At 70.8% G+C, this 13973-nt stretch carries 14 protein-coding genes; 9 read left to right on the forward strand and 5 right to left on the reverse strand.

The genetic code is table 11. From position 1 onward, the window contains the following. Nucleotides 1-16 precede the first annotated feature (16 nt). The 3 genes from ACIA8E_RS26675 (at nt 17) to thpR (ending at nt 2606) form a co-directional block, all read left to right on the forward strand. Nucleotides 17-457, forward strand: a complete 441-nt coding sequence (locus ACIA8E_RS26675) for a MarR family winged helix-turn-helix transcriptional regulator (RefSeq protein ID WP_030926516.1) — start codon at nt 17-19, stop codon at nt 455-457. Between the two features lie 97 nt (nt 458-554). Beyond that, nucleotides 555-1889: an MFS transporter gene (locus ACIA8E_RS26680; RefSeq protein WP_399301833.1), complete on the forward strand. Its 1335-nt coding sequence runs from the start codon at nt 555-557 to the stop codon at nt 1887-1889. A 153-nt stretch (nt 1890-2042) separates the two neighbouring features. Further along, on the forward strand, nt 2043-2606 hold the full coding sequence (gene thpR, locus ACIA8E_RS26685; protein ID WP_399301899.1) for an RNA 2',3'-cyclic phosphodiesterase: 564 nt from the start codon (nt 2043-2045) through the stop codon (nt 2604-2606). A gap of 132 nt (nt 2607-2738) precedes the next feature. Here thpR and ACIA8E_RS26690 read toward each other — a convergent pair whose 3' ends face one another. Further along, a complete protein-coding gene (locus ACIA8E_RS26690) occupies nt 2739-3512 on the reverse strand; it encodes an alpha/beta fold hydrolase (protein ID WP_399301834.1) in 774 nt (257 codons plus the stop codon). Between the two features lie 85 nt (nt 3513-3597). On the opposite strand from ACIA8E_RS26690, the gene ACIA8E_RS26695 reads away from it, so the two are divergent. After that, a complete protein-coding gene (locus ACIA8E_RS26695; protein ID WP_399301835.1) occupies nt 3598-4137 on the forward strand; it encodes a PadR family transcriptional regulator in 540 nt (179 codons plus the stop codon). A 55-nt stretch (nt 4138-4192) separates the two neighbouring features. Beyond that, nucleotides 4193-5188: an aldo/keto reductase gene (locus tag ACIA8E_RS26700; RefSeq protein ID WP_399301836.1), complete on the forward strand. Its 996-nt coding sequence runs from the start codon at nt 4193-4195 to the stop codon at nt 5186-5188. Between the two features lie 84 nt (nt 5189-5272). On the opposite strand, the gene ACIA8E_RS26705 is transcribed toward ACIA8E_RS26700, so the two are convergent. Together ACIA8E_RS26705 and pip are read right to left on the reverse strand one after the other, a co-directional pair. Continuing rightward, nucleotides 5273-7552 carry a peptidoglycan recognition protein gene (locus ACIA8E_RS26705; protein WP_399301837.1) on the reverse strand — a complete coding sequence of 760 codons (2280 nt, stop codon included), beginning with the start codon at nt 7550-7552 and terminating at the stop codon, nt 5273-5275. Nucleotides 7553-7732: 180 nt separating this feature from the next. Continuing rightward, entirely contained in the window at nt 7733-8704 is a 972-nt protein-coding gene (gene pip, locus ACIA8E_RS26710) for a prolyl aminopeptidase (RefSeq protein ID WP_399301838.1), read from the reverse strand. A 65-nt stretch (nt 8705-8769) separates the two neighbouring features. Between pip and ACIA8E_RS26715 the strand changes: the two genes are divergently transcribed. From ACIA8E_RS26715 to ACIA8E_RS26730, 4 genes are all read left to right on the forward strand, one after another. Further along, the gene (locus tag ACIA8E_RS26715) at nt 8770-9264 is read left to right on the forward strand and encodes a cupin domain-containing protein (protein ID WP_399301839.1); all 495 of its coding nucleotides are present in this window, start codon (nt 8770-8772) and stop codon (nt 9262-9264) included. Nucleotides 9265-9399: 135 nt separating this feature from the next. After that, on the forward strand, nt 9400-9855 hold the full coding sequence (locus tag ACIA8E_RS26720; RefSeq protein ID WP_399301840.1) for a MarR family winged helix-turn-helix transcriptional regulator: 456 nt from the start codon (nt 9400-9402) through the stop codon (nt 9853-9855). Continuing rightward, complete coding sequence (locus ACIA8E_RS26725) at nt 9852-10742, forward strand: ABC transporter ATP-binding protein (RefSeq protein ID WP_399301841.1); 891 nt, start codon at nt 9852-9854, stop codon at nt 10740-10742. Before ACIA8E_RS26720 ends, ACIA8E_RS26725 begins: the two co-directional genes overlap by 4 nt. Then, nucleotides 10702-11565 (forward strand): ABC transporter permease, encoded by an 864-nt coding sequence (locus tag ACIA8E_RS26730; RefSeq protein ID WP_329161796.1) that lies wholly within the window; start codon nt 10702-10704, stop codon nt 11563-11565. The genes ACIA8E_RS26725 and ACIA8E_RS26730 overlap by 41 nt, the downstream gene beginning before the upstream one ends. A 1-nt stretch (nt 11566) precedes the next feature. On the opposite strand, the gene ACIA8E_RS26735 is transcribed toward ACIA8E_RS26730, so the two are convergent. Both ACIA8E_RS26735 and ACIA8E_RS26740 read right to left on the reverse strand, forming a co-directional pair. Further along, nucleotides 11567-12631: a tetratricopeptide repeat protein gene (locus ACIA8E_RS26735; RefSeq protein ID WP_399301842.1), complete on the reverse strand. Its 1065-nt coding sequence runs from the start codon at nt 12629-12631 to the stop codon at nt 11567-11569. Continuing rightward, complete coding sequence (locus ACIA8E_RS26740) at nt 12628-13956, reverse strand: AAA family ATPase (protein ID WP_399301843.1); 1329 nt, start codon at nt 13954-13956, stop codon at nt 12628-12630. Before ACIA8E_RS26740 ends, ACIA8E_RS26735 begins: the two co-directional genes overlap by 4 nt. Between the last annotated feature and the right edge of the window lie 17 nt (nt 13957-13973).

Below are 13973 nucleotides of genomic sequence, written 5' to 3' on the forward strand. Positions count from 1 at the left end.
AGTTACGCTAACAAACATGCCTGACCTGATCCACGACGGCGAGAGTGCCGCCGCCGTGAGCTCCCTGCGTTCCGCCGTGATGCTGCTGGGCCGACGCCTCAAGCACCAGCGCGTCGACGAGTCGCTGAGCCCTACCGAGATGTCGGTGCTCGGCACACTCGCCCGATGCGGTTCCGCCACCCCCGGTGAGCTGGCCCGCAAGGAGCATGTGCAGCCTCCGTCGATGACCCGCATCGTCGCGCTGCTCGAAGCCAAGGGACTGGTCAGACTGGAACCGCACCCCGATGACCGTCGCCAGAAGATGGTCAGCCAGACCGAGCAGGCCGAGGCCATGCTCGAGGAGAGCCGCTCCAAGCGGAACGCCTGGCTGGCCACCCTCGCCGAAGGCCTGGACGAGGACGAGTGGGAGACGCTGCGCAAGGCCGCACCTGTGCTGGAGAAGCTCGCCCACCTGTAGCGGTACGGGGGGTGCGCCGGGCCAGAGTCCGCGTGCAGCCCGTACGGCCGCATCCCGTCAGTCAGCACGCAGTCCACGCCCGAGGAGGCGAACCCTTTTGAGTACGGGATCCGGAGCAGACTCCGCCCCCGCACCGACGTCCACCCACGAGAGCAAGCCCGGCGGGACCTTCTCGTCGCTGAAGATCCGCAACTACCGCCTGTTCGCCACAGGCGCGGTGATCTCCAACACCGGTACCTGGATGTCCCGCATCACGCAGGACTGGCTCGTTCTGAGCCTCACCGGGTCCGCCGCCGCCGTCGGCATCACGACGGCCCTCCAGTTTCTTCCCATGCTGCTCTTCGGCCTGTACGGCGGCGTCATCGCCGACCGGCTCCCGAAGCGCAAGCTCCTCCTCGTCAGCCAGGCCGCGCTCGGTCTCTGTGGGCTCGTCCTCGCCGCCCTCACCCTCTCCGGCGTCGTCCAGGTGTGGCACGTCTACCTGATCGCCTTCCTGCTCGGCATGGTCACGGTCGTGGACAACCCGGCCCGCCAGTCCTTCGTCTCCGAGATGGTCGGCCCCGCCCAGCTGCGGAACGCGGTCAGTCTGAATTCGGCCAACTTCCAGTCGGCCCGGCTGATCGGTCCCGCCGTCGCGGGTGTCCTGATCACCACGGTCGGCAGCGGCTGGGCCTTCATGTTCAACGGCCTGTCCTTCGGCGCCCCGCTCATCGGCCTGCTGCTGATGCGCACGAGCGAACTGCACAAGGCGGTCGTCGTGCCGCGTGCCAAGGGGCAGCTCCGCGAGGGGCTGCGCTATGTCTCCGGGCGCCCCGAGCTGATCTGGCCGATCGTCCTGGTCGGCTTCGTCGGCACGTTCGGCTTCAACTTCCCGATCTGGCTCACCGCTTTCGCGGACGAGATCTTCCACGGCGGCGCGGGGATGTACTCGTTCTTCAACATCCTCATGGCGGCCGGTTCGCTGGCCGGTGCACTGCTGGCCGCCCGTCGGCGCTCCTCGCGGCTACGGATGCTGGTGGCGGCGGGGACGGTGTTCGGTCTCCTGGAGATCATCGCGTCCATGTCGCCGTACGTCTGGCTCTTCGCGATCCTGCTGGTCCCGATCGGCATGATCGGCCTGACCACCAACATCAGCGCGAACACGAGTGTCCAGATGGCCGCCGACCCGGCCATGCGCGGCCGGGTGATGAGCCTGTACATGATGGTCTTCGCCGGGGGTACGCCGGTGGGCGCCCCGATCGTGGGCTGGATCAGCGACACGTACGGCGTCCGGACCGCCATGGCGGTCGGCGGCGCGTTCTCGATGTTCGCCGCACTCGGCGTCGGCTTCATGCTGGCCCGCGTCGGCGGCCTGCGCATCAAGGTCGACCTGCGGCCGGGCCGCCCGCATGTCCGGTTCGTCCCCCGCGAGCAGCTGGCGACGGCGGCCTGAGGACCCCCCGTACGCGACGTGGCAAGGCCCCGGCCGGTGGATACCGGCCGGGGCCGTCCCGTAGGTACGCGGGGCCGTTTCACAGATACAACGCGATACGCACAGCGACCGGGACGCGTGCCGGTGCGGTGCGACACTCGGCCCATGAGCCGCATGAGACTCTTCGTCGCCGTCCTGCCGCCCGACTCCGCCGTCGCGGAGCTCCGCCGTGCCGTCGCCCCGCTGCACACGCTTCCGGGGGCCGGTGGCATGCGCTGGACCGGCACCGACGCGTGGCACTTCACGCTCGCCTTCCTCGGTGTGGTCGACGAAGGGCTGCTGCCCGATCTGCATGAGCGGCTGGGGCGCGCCGCCCGCCGCACCGAGCGGTTCCCGCTGCGCATCCACCGAGGCGGCCGGTTCGACGGCCATGTGCTGTGGGCCGGGGCCGCGGGCGAACTCGACACGCTGAGGCTCCTCGCCGAGCGCGCCGACGCGGCAGCCCGCCGCGCCGGCGTCGCGATGGACGAGCATCGCCGCTACACCCCGCACCTCACCCTCGCCCGCAGCCGCTCCGAGACCGACCTGCACCCCTATCTGGAGGCCCTGGACCCCTTCGAGGGCACGCCGTGGGAGGTCGGCGAGATCGCTCTCGTACGCAGCAATCTGCCGATCGCCGGGGTGCCCGGGGAGCAGCCGCGGTACGAGGTGGTTGCCTCCTGGCCACTGGGGCACTGAGCGGTGCGGTTACGCTCGACGGGTGGACCCGAAGACCAGAAACCGCATCATGGCCGCCGTGCTCGTACTGATGTTCGCCGTTGTCGCCGTGACAGCCGCAGTCGGAGGCTGAGGCACTGACACCGGCTCCCGTCAGCCCAGCCCCAGGGCCCCGGCCGTCTCCTTCGCGAACGCCTCGGGGTTGTCCAGCATGATGTTGTGCTCGCACCCAGGGACCGGCACGACCCGCACCCCGCCCTCGACCAGACCGTCCTCGTCGGGCAGCGGCCCGTCGCTCTCCGGCCGCAGGTAAGTGCGCGGAATCTTCAGCTCCAGCAGCTGCTCGCGCATCGTGGGCGTCGTTCCGCGCGCGAGGTGCACGGCGCTGCGGTGCAGTGCCTCCGAGCCCGAGAGCCGCATCGTCGACCACCAGTGGGGTCCCACCCGGTCGCGCACCTCGGCCATGCCCTGATCGAGGAACTCCTCCTCCGTGTACGCGGCGATGCCGCTGCTGCCGGGCCGTTGCCGATCGGGCGCGACCGGGTCGAGGTTGGCGTCGATCAGGACGAGCCGCGCCACCAGCTCCGGGTGGCGTGCCGCGAGCACGATGGCCACCGAACCGCCCATGCTGTGTGCGACGACGTCCGTCGCGTACGCATCGGCGGCCCTGAGCGCGACGGCGATCGCGTCGGCGTGCGCTTCGAGCGTGTAGTCGAAGTCCGTGGGACGGTCACTGATGCCGAAGCCGAGCATGTCCATGAGCAGCGAACGGCTCCCGGCGAGGAGCGGATGGACGGCGCTCGCGGTGAAGTACGGACCGGACGAGGCGCCGAGCCCATGCAGATAGACGCGGGTCCGTCCGTCGCTGCCGGGGATCTCCACCCACCGGATGCGCGCACCGTCCGCAGTCACCTGTGCGTTCTTCATGTCTCCCGCTCCCCTCCGGCCATGAAACCATCGGCGAGACCATATATCGGTGCCGATGTATGAAGCGAGGGGGGAGGATGCTCGGGTGCTGGAACTGGCCATCCTGGGATTTCTGTACGAGCAGCCGCTGCACGGCTACGAGTTGAAGCGACGCGTCGCCCACCTCACCAGCCATGTCCGCCCGATCGCGGACGGCACGCTGTACCCGGCGATCAAGCGCCTGGAGCGCGCCGGGTGGCTCGGCCGCCGGACCGAGCCCGGCAGCAGGGCCGCACCCCGTCACACGCTGACCCTGACGGACGACGGGTGCGAGGAGCTGCGCCGCCGGCTGCGCGAGGCCGACGACGTGGACATCAGCGACGAGAACCGCTGGTTCACCGTCCTCGCCTTCCTCCGCCACCTGCGGGCCCCCGTCGAGCAGGCGGACGTACTGCGGCGCAGGCTGACGTTCCTGCAGGAGCCGAGCAGTTTCTTCTACGACTACGGCTCCGGGGGCGAGCGCCCGCTCGGCCCGGAGGCCTTCGACGACCCGTTCCGACGAGGCGTTCTCACGATCGCCCGTGCGGCGAGCGAGGCGGAACTGAGCTGGCTGACAACGACCCTCAAGGATCTCGAAACCCGCTGAGTCCGCCCGATGAGCCCTTGCTTCGAGCGGACTCGAAGGCGTTGGCTTGGTGCCCATGAAGTACACGCAGCTCGGACGCACCGGACTTGAAGTCAGCCGACTCGTCCTCGGCACCATGAACTTCGGTCCGCAGACCAATGAGGCCGACAGCCACGCGATCATGGACGCCGCGCTGGACGCGGGCGTCAACTTTTTCGACACTGCCAATGTCTACGGCTGGGGCGAGAACAAGGGCCGCACGGAGGAGATCCTCGGCACCTGGTTCGCCAAGGGCGGTGAACGCCGCGACAAGGTCGTACTCGCCACCAAGGTGTACGGGAACATGGCCGCGGAGGGCGATTCCTGGCCCAACCACCACAAGCTCTCCGCGCTCAACATCCGGCGCGCCGTCGACGCCAGCCTCAAGCGGCTGCAGACGGACCACATCGACCTGTACCAGTTCCACCACATCGACCGCGCCACCCCGGTCGAGGAGATCTGGCAGGCCATCGACGTCCTGATCCAGCAGGGCAAGATCCTCTACGCGGGCTCGTCCAACTTCGCCGGCTGGAAGATCGCCCAGACCAACGAGACCGCGAAGCGCCTCGGCTCGTACGGTCTGGTCAGCGAGCAGTGCCTCTACAACCTCGCCGAACGCCGCGCCGAGATGGAGGTCATCCCGGCCGCGCAGGAGTACGGCCTCGGTGTCATCCCGTGGTCCCCGCTGCACGGCGGACTGCTCGGCGGTGTGATCCGCAAGGAGCGCGAGGGCGGCACGGCCCGTTCGACGTCCGGCCGGTCCGCGGACGCGCTCGCCAACACCGCGGTGCGCGCGCAGATCCAGGCGTACGAGGACCTGCTGGAGAAGCACGGCCTGGAGCCCGGCGAGGTGGGCCTGGCCTGGCTGCTGACCCGTCCGGGCGTGACGGGCCCGATCTCCGGCCCGCGTACGCGTGAGCAGCTCGACTCGGCGGTGCGCGCCGTCGACCTGGAGCTGTCGGACGAGGTGCTGGCCGCCCTGGACGAGATCTTCCCGGGCCCCGGCCCGTCGCCGGAGGCCTTCGCCTGGTGAGTGGGGGAACCTCTCTGTGAACACCTGAGCCCGGCTCCGCGGCACAAGCGCGCGGAGCCGGGCTCAGGTCATCGTGCGTGGCGGCTACTTGAGGTAGACCAGTCCGTCGGTGGTGATCGTCGGCCGTCCCGAGGTGGCGACGACGACGATCTTGACCGTGTGCTTGGCGCTCGTGGACCAGCTCTTCGTCCACAGCGCGTCACGGTACTTGGTGGTGGACGACTTCAGGTCGACCGTGGCCACCTTCGTGCCGTCGACATAGACGTACGCCTGGCCGGACGTACTGGCGCGCGAGACCACCCAGGCGGCCGACCTGCCGGTGAACGTCCAGGTCAGGCTCGCGCCCTTGGACGAGCTGGAGTACGACTTGCCGCCGAGATAGCTGGACGACGACTTCGTCGTCCAGGTGCCGGTCTTCGTGGCCGAGGTCTCCTGGAGGATTACCGGGGTGCCGGAGACGGAGGCGGCCGCGGTGTTGCCCGCCAGGTCGTACGCGGTCATGGACCACGCGGTCGCCACACCGGACTTGGCGGTGTGCGAGGCGCTCGTGGTGGTCGGGCCGTAGGTCTTGGCGACCGGGGCGGTCAGCCGGACCTCCTTGAGCGAAGCGGTGTCGGTCGCCTTCCACTTCAGGGTGAGCGGGACGGCGGTGGTGCTCACCGTGCCGGTGCGCAACGCGAGGTTCGGCTTGGTGGTGAAGCTCGGCGCCGTCTGGTCGGCCACCACGGTCGCCGCCGCGGACAGGGCCGTCTTCCCCGACTGGTGGGTGGCGCGGACCTGGACGGTGTGCGTGCCGGCGCCGAGGGTGGCCTTCGCCGAAGTGGCGGTGCCCGCGGTGGTGGCGACGCTCTTGCCGTCGAGCAGCAGCTCGTACTTGGAGATGAAGGCGCTCGGCGTGCTCGCCGACCAGCCGACCGTGATCGCGGACTTGGTGTAGTACGACGTCCCGGACAGCGTGGCACCGGTCACCGACTTGATGGCCAGTCCGGTGACGGGGCCCGCGGCGAGGCTGCGGATCGCGGGCAGCTGCCCGTACAGCTTGGTGCCGGGGCACTCGGTGTTGAAGCCGTCGCCGTGGCCGGAGATCGTCTTGAAGGAGTACGCCGATCCGGCGGTGAACGTCTTGTGGAAGTGGTTGTTGCCGTCGGCACCTGCGGTCAGCATCGTGCTGCCCGCCGGGTCGACCTTGTACTGGCCGAGTTTCCACGCGGCGATCCGGGCCACCGAGGTGGTCACCGCGCTGGGGGCGGCCACATCCGTGTAGGTGCCGAGCACGGAGATACCGGTCGACTCCCGGTTGAAGCCGTAGGTGTGCGCGCCGAGGACCGGCCGGTCCACGCCGCCCTTGCGGCCCTCGAAGATCGTCCCGCACTTGTCGACCAGGAAGTTGTAGCCGATGTCCTTCCAGAGCTCGCTCTGGACGTGGTATGCGTACACGCTGCGCACGATCGCGGCGGAGTCGGCGCAGGAGTAGTCGTTGGTCCCTGCGGTGTGGTGGACGAAGACGGCCTTGACCGTGGTGTTGTACTCCGGCGCCTCCGGGCTGATCGACTCGTCGGCGCCCCAGCCCGCACGCGAGGTGATGGGCGGCTTGGGCACGGTCGACGGCGGCGCGGGCGGCAGCGATGCGGACGGCGAGGTGCTCGCGGTCGGCGAGGAGCTGTCGCTCGCCGTGGGCGACGGGCTGTCCGTCGCCGTCGCGGAAGGTGTCACGGTCGGCGTCCCGGATGCCGGGGCGGTGTCGGACTCCGTGGCCGTGGGGGTCGGTTCCGAGGTGGCCGTCGGATCGGCCGAGGGGGAGTCGGACGACGACGGGTCGGCCGGGGTCTCGGTTCCGGCGACGAAGGCGGCCGGGTCCGCGTGCAGCGACGAGCCCTTGCCGGGGTCGACGGTGTCCAGCCGCAGCCCGGCGGGCAGCTTCGCGGAGACCTTGGCGCCCGCGGTGACGCGTACCTCGACGCCGTCGGACGGGCCGACCCACCGCGGTTCGGTGGACCCACGGACACCGGAGCGGCCCGCCTCGGTAAGGCCGTCGTTGTCGGTCTCCAGCGGCGTCCAGGACGACCAGGTGCCGTTCGAGGCCGACCTGGTCCGTACGTCGACCGCTCCCGTCACCTTCGCCGCCGGGTCGGTCCAGGTGACCCCCAGCATGCTGAACGGTGCGGTGTCGCGCCGGCCGAGCGACGCGGAACTGCCGTCGGCGGACACCTTCAGCGCCGCCTCGCGCACCTCGGCCCGAACCGGACCTGCCTTGCTGTCGGCACTGTCGCCGGAATTTCCGGTCATGCCCTGGAACACCAGGACACCGGCCACCGCCGTCGTCGCAACAGCAGCCGTGGCCCAGAGTCTTCGCCGCGATCTCAAGTCGTATCCCTCGGGTGAGTGGTGGGACAGTCAGGTTCCGTCGGCTCGGGGGCACGTTGGGGGAACGCCACGGGAATTCCGACGAGAGGAGCAAGATCCGCCGCAGTGCGGCGGGCTGCACAGCATGCCACTGCTCTCTCCGGCCGACGGGACCGCCCCCGCGTTGCGCCGACTTGTCCTCTACTGCGGGGCGAACCGGTCCAGCGCCTCCAGGACCGCCCGGGTGGTCGCCGGCCCGCCCAGATGCCCCGCCCCGTCGATCACGGTCAGTTCCGCGTCCGGCCATGCCTTCGCCAGCTCCCACGCGGTGATCAGCGGGCCGCCGAGGTCGAACCTGCCGTGCACCAGCACCCCCGGGATCCCCGCCAGCCGCCCGGCGTTCCGGATCAGCTGCCCCTCCTCCAGCCAGGCGCCGTGGGAGAAGTAGTGCGAGCAGATCCGTACCAGCGCCTGCTGCGCCCTGCCCGGCCGGCCGCTGTAGGGGGGTGGTCCCGAGTACGTCTCCTGGGAGAGCACCGCGTCCTCCCAGGCGCACCAGTCGGCGGTGGCCTTCGCCCGTACCGCAGCGTCCGGGCTCTCCGTCCGCCGGGCGTACGCGGCCACCAGGTCGCCGTCCCCGGCCGCCTCCGGGACGCCCGCCCGGAACAGGTCCCACGCCTCCGGAAAGATCTTCCCGACGCCCCGGTACAGCCAGTCGATCTCACTGCGGCGGGTCGTCGTGACGGCCGGGATCACGATCTCGGAGACCCGCTCCGGATGCTCCTCGGCGTACGCCAGGATCAGTGTCGACCCCCAGGACCCCCCGTACAGCAGCCACTTCTCCATCCCGAGACGGACACGCAGCCGCTCCATGTCGGCGACGAGGTGGGCGGTGGTGTTGTGCCGCATGTCGGCGGCCGGGTCGCTCGCGTGCGGGGTCGACCGGCCGCAACCCCGCTGGTCGAAGAGGACGACCCGGTACCGGTCCGGGTCGAAGTACTGCCGGGAGTGTGCGCCGCACCCCGACCCCGGACCGCCGTGGACGACGAGCGCGGGCTTGCCGTCCGGGTTGCCGCAGACCTCCCAGTACACGAGGTTGCCGTCACCGACATCGAGCATGCCCTGGTCGTACGGTTCGATCGGCGGGTACTTCTCGTCGGGTTCGCGGTCCATGGCGGCGTCGTCCTTCCGGTCCGGGCCAAAGGGCTCACCTTATGGCGGGGCGTAGCGTGGCTGCCGTGACTTCCACCCCACGGGTTCTGGCCGTACTCGACGATCTGATCGCCGCCGCGGCCCCCGACCGGCGCGGTGCACTCTGGCAACTGGCCGAACAGGGGCGGGAGCTGGACGCCAACCTGGTGCGTCTGCCGCCGGGCGCCGAGGTCGGTGAGCATCAGGAGGACGTCCTCGACGTGCTCCTCGTGGTCATCGCGGGAAGCGGCCGGGTGGCCACGGGCGCAGAGGTCCTGGAGCTCGCCCCCACCACGGTCCTCTGGTTGCCACGCACCTCCCGCCGCGCCCTCGCGGCCGGACCGGACGGCCTGGCGTACCTCACCGTCCACCGCCGCCGTCCCGGCCTGACCATCAAGCCCTCGGTCGAGGTCCCGGCGGCGTACGAAGGCGGCGAGGGGCCCTGCATGCTGGACCGGGTCTGTCCCGGCTGCGGCCGCCTCTCGGCGGATCCGGCGCCGGTTTTCTGCAGCAGGTGCGGGGAGCGGTTCCCGGAGCGGTGAGCCCGCCGCGGTCTGTTCGTCGGCGGTGGGTTTCCCGGGGACTCCTCCGTTCACTGCGTCAGCCCCGTGGCCGCCTGTCGGACCGTGACCGTCGCACCCGGGCCGATACCTCGCACACAGAGCTAAAATGGAGACATGGCGGCAGGTGACCTACCTGATGAGCTCGCCGTACTTCTGCCCCGCATCCAGAGGCTCGCCCGGCGACGGCTGTGGAGCGGGCTGCCCCCACCCAGGCTGCGTGGGGCGCACGCCGAACTGCTCCGTCTCGTCGACACCGAACCCGGCATCCGGGTCTCCGCCGCCGCGCACGACCTCTGCCTCGCGGCCAACTCCGTCAGCACCCTGGTCAACCACCTTGTCGCGCGAGGACTGTTGCGACGGGAGACCGACCCCGGCGACGGGCGTGCCGCGCTGCTGTACCCGACCCCCGCAGGCGTCGCGCGGCTGCGCGAGTGGCGTGCCCGGCGCGACGCGCTCTTCCGTGAACACGTCGCGAAACTCGACGCGGCCGACCGAGCCGCGCTGACCGCCGCGCTCCCGTCACTGCGCGGACTCGCCGACTCATTGCGCGAAGGGGAGGAGCCCCCGTGACCCCCGCTCTCAGCTGCACCGGTCTGACCTATTCCTTCGGTACGTCGAAAGCCGTCGACGGGCTGGACCTGCTGGTCCGCCCCGGCGAGGTCTTCGGCCTGCTCGGGCCCAACGGCGCGGGCAAGACGACCACCATGCGCGCGATCACCACCCTGCTACCCGTGCCGTGCGGTGTCATCGAGGTGTTCGGCCATGACGCGGCCCGGCAGAAGATGGCCGTACGACGCCTGCTCGGTTACGTACCGCAGCAACTGTCGGCCGACGCCGGCCTCACCGGCCGGGAGAACGTCGCCCTCTTCGCCCGCGTCTTCGACGTGCCCCGCCGCCAGCGCGCGGCCCGCGTCGGACAGGCGCTGGACGCGGTCGGCCTCGGCCCCCAGGCGCACCGGCTCGCCGCCACGTACTCCGGCGGCATGGTGCGCCGCCTCGAACTGGCCCAGGCCCTGGTCAGCGCACCCCGCTTGATGATCCTGGACGAGCCGACCATCGGCCTGGACCCGATCGCGCGCGACAGCGTCTGGGACCGCATCACCGAGATCCGGACCGGCACCGGGATGACCGTGCTGGTCACCACCCACTCCATGGACGAGGCCGATCAGCGCTGCGACCGGCTGGCCCTCATGCACCTCGGCAGGCTCCGCGCGCTCGGCACGCCCGCCGAGCTCAAGGCCGAACTGATCGCGCACCGCCGGGAGTCCGGTGAGACCGCCCTGCCGCCGCCGACGCTGGAGGACGTCTTCCGGTACCACGCCGGAAGCGGCCTGGACGACCCCGGCTCCGGCCCCGGCTCAGGTTCCGGTTCCGGCCCCGGCTCAGGTTCCGACGAAGGGAAGGGAGCGTTCCGCGATGTCCGCCGTACCCGTCGCACCGCATCACGCCTCGGCTGAACCCGGCTCGCCCGACCAGCGGTTCGCTCTCCTGCTGGACCCGCCGCCGTCCCGGACCGGCTGGCGCGTCGTCCCCGCGCGCGTCACCGCGATGTGCGTCGTCGAAATGCAGAAGCTGCGCCACGACCGTACCGAGATCTACACCCGCGCCGTGCAGCCGGCGCTCTGGCTGCTGATCTTCGGCGTGACGTTCTCCCGTATCCACGCCATCCCGACCGGCGGCGTCCCCTATCTCGACTTCCTGGCGCCCGGCATCATCGCCCAGTCCGCCATGTTCATCGCGATCTTCTACGGCATCATGATCATCTGGGAGCGGGACTCGGGAGTCCTCACCAAACTCATGGTCACACCGACGCCCCGGACCGCCCTGGTGACCGGCAAGGCCTTCGCCGCCGGAGTGAAGGCCGTGATCCAGGCGGCGGTGGTCATCGTGATCGCCGCGCTGATCGGTGTCGGCATGACCTGGAACCCGTTGCGCCTGCTCGGCGTGGTCGTGGTCGTCGTCCTCGCCTCGGCGTTCTTCTCCTGCCTGTCGATGTCGATCGCCGGCATCGTCCTGACCCGCGACCGGCTGATGGGCATCGGCCAGGCCATCACCATGCCGCTGTTCTTCGCGTCGAACGCGCTGTACCCGGTCGCCCTGATGCCGGGCTGGCTCCAGGCCATCAGCAGGGTGAACCCACTGAGTTACCAGGTCGACGCCCTGCGCGGGCTGCTCATCGGTACGCCGGCCCACCTGGGGCTCGACTTCGCGATACTCGCCTTCGCCGCGCTCGTCGGCATCGTCGCCGCAGGTTCGCTGCTCGGCCGGCTGGCCCGCTGAGCTACCGCGTGCGCGGACGGTCGAACCAGATCGTCAGCAGCGTCGGCCCGAGCCCCACCCAGAACACCACCTGCGGAACACCCCGGTCCGTCCACGGCACCGCCACGACGGCCACCGCGCACAGCGTCCCCAGCACCGCCTGCGCCAGCACCAGCCGTGCCCAGAACATCCGCCGCAACAGCGACCGGACACTCAGCTGCACCCCCGCGCGCAGCTTCCGGTAGCGCCGCCACGCGCCGAACGCCCAGACCACCCCGATCAGCGCCAGTACGTACAGCCGGGTGCCGATCGGCAGCGGCAGCTCGGGCCCGTCCCCGTCGGACGGGAACAGGTTGATCGCCGCACCCGCCAGCACCAGACTCAGCACGGCGAGCCACCGGGTGCCGCGCAGCATCTGGAACACGGCCCGGTCCAGCCCCATGCGCATGCTGTTGGAATCGGGGTCGGCGGCCAGCGCGGAGGCGTACACCTCCGCCCGCCGCTTGGGCCCCGTGCCGGGCGCGGCGGCCTGCTTCTCGGCGAGCTCACGCAGCGCCCAGGCACTCGTCGGGTCGAGCCGCAGCGTCTCGCGGATCGCGTGGTCCCGCACGTCGAAGGCCCCGTTGAGCAGCGCCGCCTTCCACAGCCCCTGGTACGCCGCCGGTTCCTCCGGGGCCAGCCGGACCGCCGTCTGCGCCAGCTCGAGCACCTCGGGCCAGCGCGGCTGCCAGGCACTGACCGCCTCCGCGAGCGCGTTGAGCGCCTGCCACGACTGCGGGCTGATCCGCACCGCCTCCTGGGCCGCCGCGAGCGCCTCGTCCCGACGACCGGTGCGGCGCAGCCCGTACATCCGCACGATCCACGCGTCGCAGTCCTGCGGGGCGATCCGCAGTGCCTCACCGGTCGTGGTGACGACGTCCTCGAACTCCCGCTCGCGCAGATGGCAGCGCGCCAGCCGCACCCAGGCCCGGAAGTCCTCGGGGTCCTCGGCGAGACGCTTGGTCAGCAGTGCCTTCGCCTCGTCCGTCCGGTCCAGGCCGATGAGGGCGGCCGCCTGCTCGGTCAGGGGGTGCTCGGCAGTCGTCACAGCTTGCGCTTCCTCTTCAGATAGGCGAGCAACTCGTCATACATCCCACCCTCGTTGGCGAACATCGCGACATTGCGCGCCGAGGCGAACCAGGGATCGGTGGACGGCCGGACTTCCTTCGCCGCACCCAGCAGATCCTTCATGTTGATCATCCGGACCACCCCGGTACGGGTCGAGTCGAGCAGCGCCCGCTCCGAGGCGGATTCGCAGACGTGGGCCAGATCGGCGCCCGACAGATCCTCGGTGACCTTGACCAGTTTGCCCAGGTCGACGGATTCGATCGGCCGGTCGCGCAGGTGGTAGCGGAGGATCGCCTCACGTGCGGGCGCGTCCGGCGGCAGGACGAGCAGGGTGCGGTCGAGCCGGCCGGGGCGCCGCAGCGCGATGTCCACGTCCCAGGGGACGTTGGTCGCGGCGAGCACGAACACGCCCTCGTTGGCCCCGCCGACGCCGTCCAGTTCGGTGAGCAACTGGTTGACGGTGTTGCGCATCCCGCCGTGCTGCATACGGCTGCGCTTGGCTCCCAGCGCATCGACCTCGTCGAGGAACAGCACGCACGGCGCCTGGCGGCGGGCGGTCTCGAAGACCTCGTGCATGTTGCGCTCGGAGTTGCCCATCCACATGTCGAGCACGTCGTTGATCGACACGGACATGAAGCTCGCCCCGAGCTCACCCGCGACGGCCCGCGCGATGAACGTCTTCCCGCAGCCCGGCGGCCCGTACATCAACAGCCCGCCGCGCAGGCTCTTCCCGTACAGCCTGCCCAGTTCGGGATTGCGCATGGGGGCGAGGAACGCGGCTTCGAGGCGCTCCTTGATCTCCTCCATGCCGCCGACGTCGGCGAGCGTGACGGTACCGGGGGTGTCGACCTCCCAGGCCGTGGCGTCCCCGGGGTCGCCGCCGCCGTCCGCGGCGAGGGGTGCCTCGGGGACGGTAGAGGTGGGGCCGGGGGTCACGAACCGCGGCGGTACGGCGTCCGCGACCTCGTCCTCGGCGGCCGCCCAGTCGAAGCCGGTGGGCGGCGCCGGTGCGTCGGGCACCTCCGGTGCGGTCTCCTGCGCACCGGGCTTCTCCGGCGCCGGCGTCGGTACCGACTGCGGCTTTTCGGCAGCCGGTGCGGGCAGGCCCATCGCCCGCATCATGAGCGCCCGCGCCCCCGCGTCCCCGGGCGCGTGCTGCAACGCCACGGCGGCCTCGGCGACCGCGTCCTCGCTCAGACCCTCACCGAGCAACAGCTCGGCGAGATGTAGGCGCAGAGGTACGTCGGTGGGAGCCGCGGCGACAGCGGTCCGCATGCTCTGGATCAGGGGCGACTCGGTGGACATGCCGACACCCTACGGAG

It is taken from the genome of Streptomyces sp. NPDC051664 (assembly GCF_044453545.1).
Lineage (GTDB): Bacteria > Actinomycetota > Actinomycetes > Streptomycetales > Streptomycetaceae > Streptomyces.

Coding starts and splice junctions, on each gene's coding strand:
- pip (WP_399301838.1), bottom strand. CDS start 8,704: ATGGACCGCGAACCCGACGAGAAGTACCCGCCGATCGAACCGTACGAC.
- ACIA8E_RS26740 (WP_399301843.1), bottom strand. CDS start 13,956: ATGTCCACCGAGTCGCCCCTGATCCAGAGCATGCGGACCGCTGTCGCC.
- ACIA8E_RS26720 (WP_399301840.1), top strand. CDS start 9,400: ATGGCGGCAGGTGACCTACCTGATGAGCTCGCCGTACTTCTGCCCCGC.
- thpR (WP_399301899.1), top strand. CDS start 2,043: ATGAGACTCTTCGTCGCCGTCCTGCCGCCCGACTCCGCCGTCGCGGAG.
- ACIA8E_RS26690 (WP_399301834.1), bottom strand. CDS start 3,512: ATGAAGAACGCACAGGTGACTGCGGACGGTGCGCGCATCCGGTGGGTG.
- ACIA8E_RS26730 (WP_329161796.1), top strand. CDS start 10,702: ATGTCCGCCGTACCCGTCGCACCGCATCACGCCTCGGCTGAACCCGGC.
- ACIA8E_RS26700 (WP_399301836.1), top strand. CDS start 4,193: ATGAAGTACACGCAGCTCGGACGCACCGGACTTGAAGTCAGCCGACTC.
- ACIA8E_RS26675 (WP_030926516.1), top strand. CDS start 17: ATGCCTGACCTGATCCACGACGGCGAGAGTGCCGCCGCCGTGAGCTCC.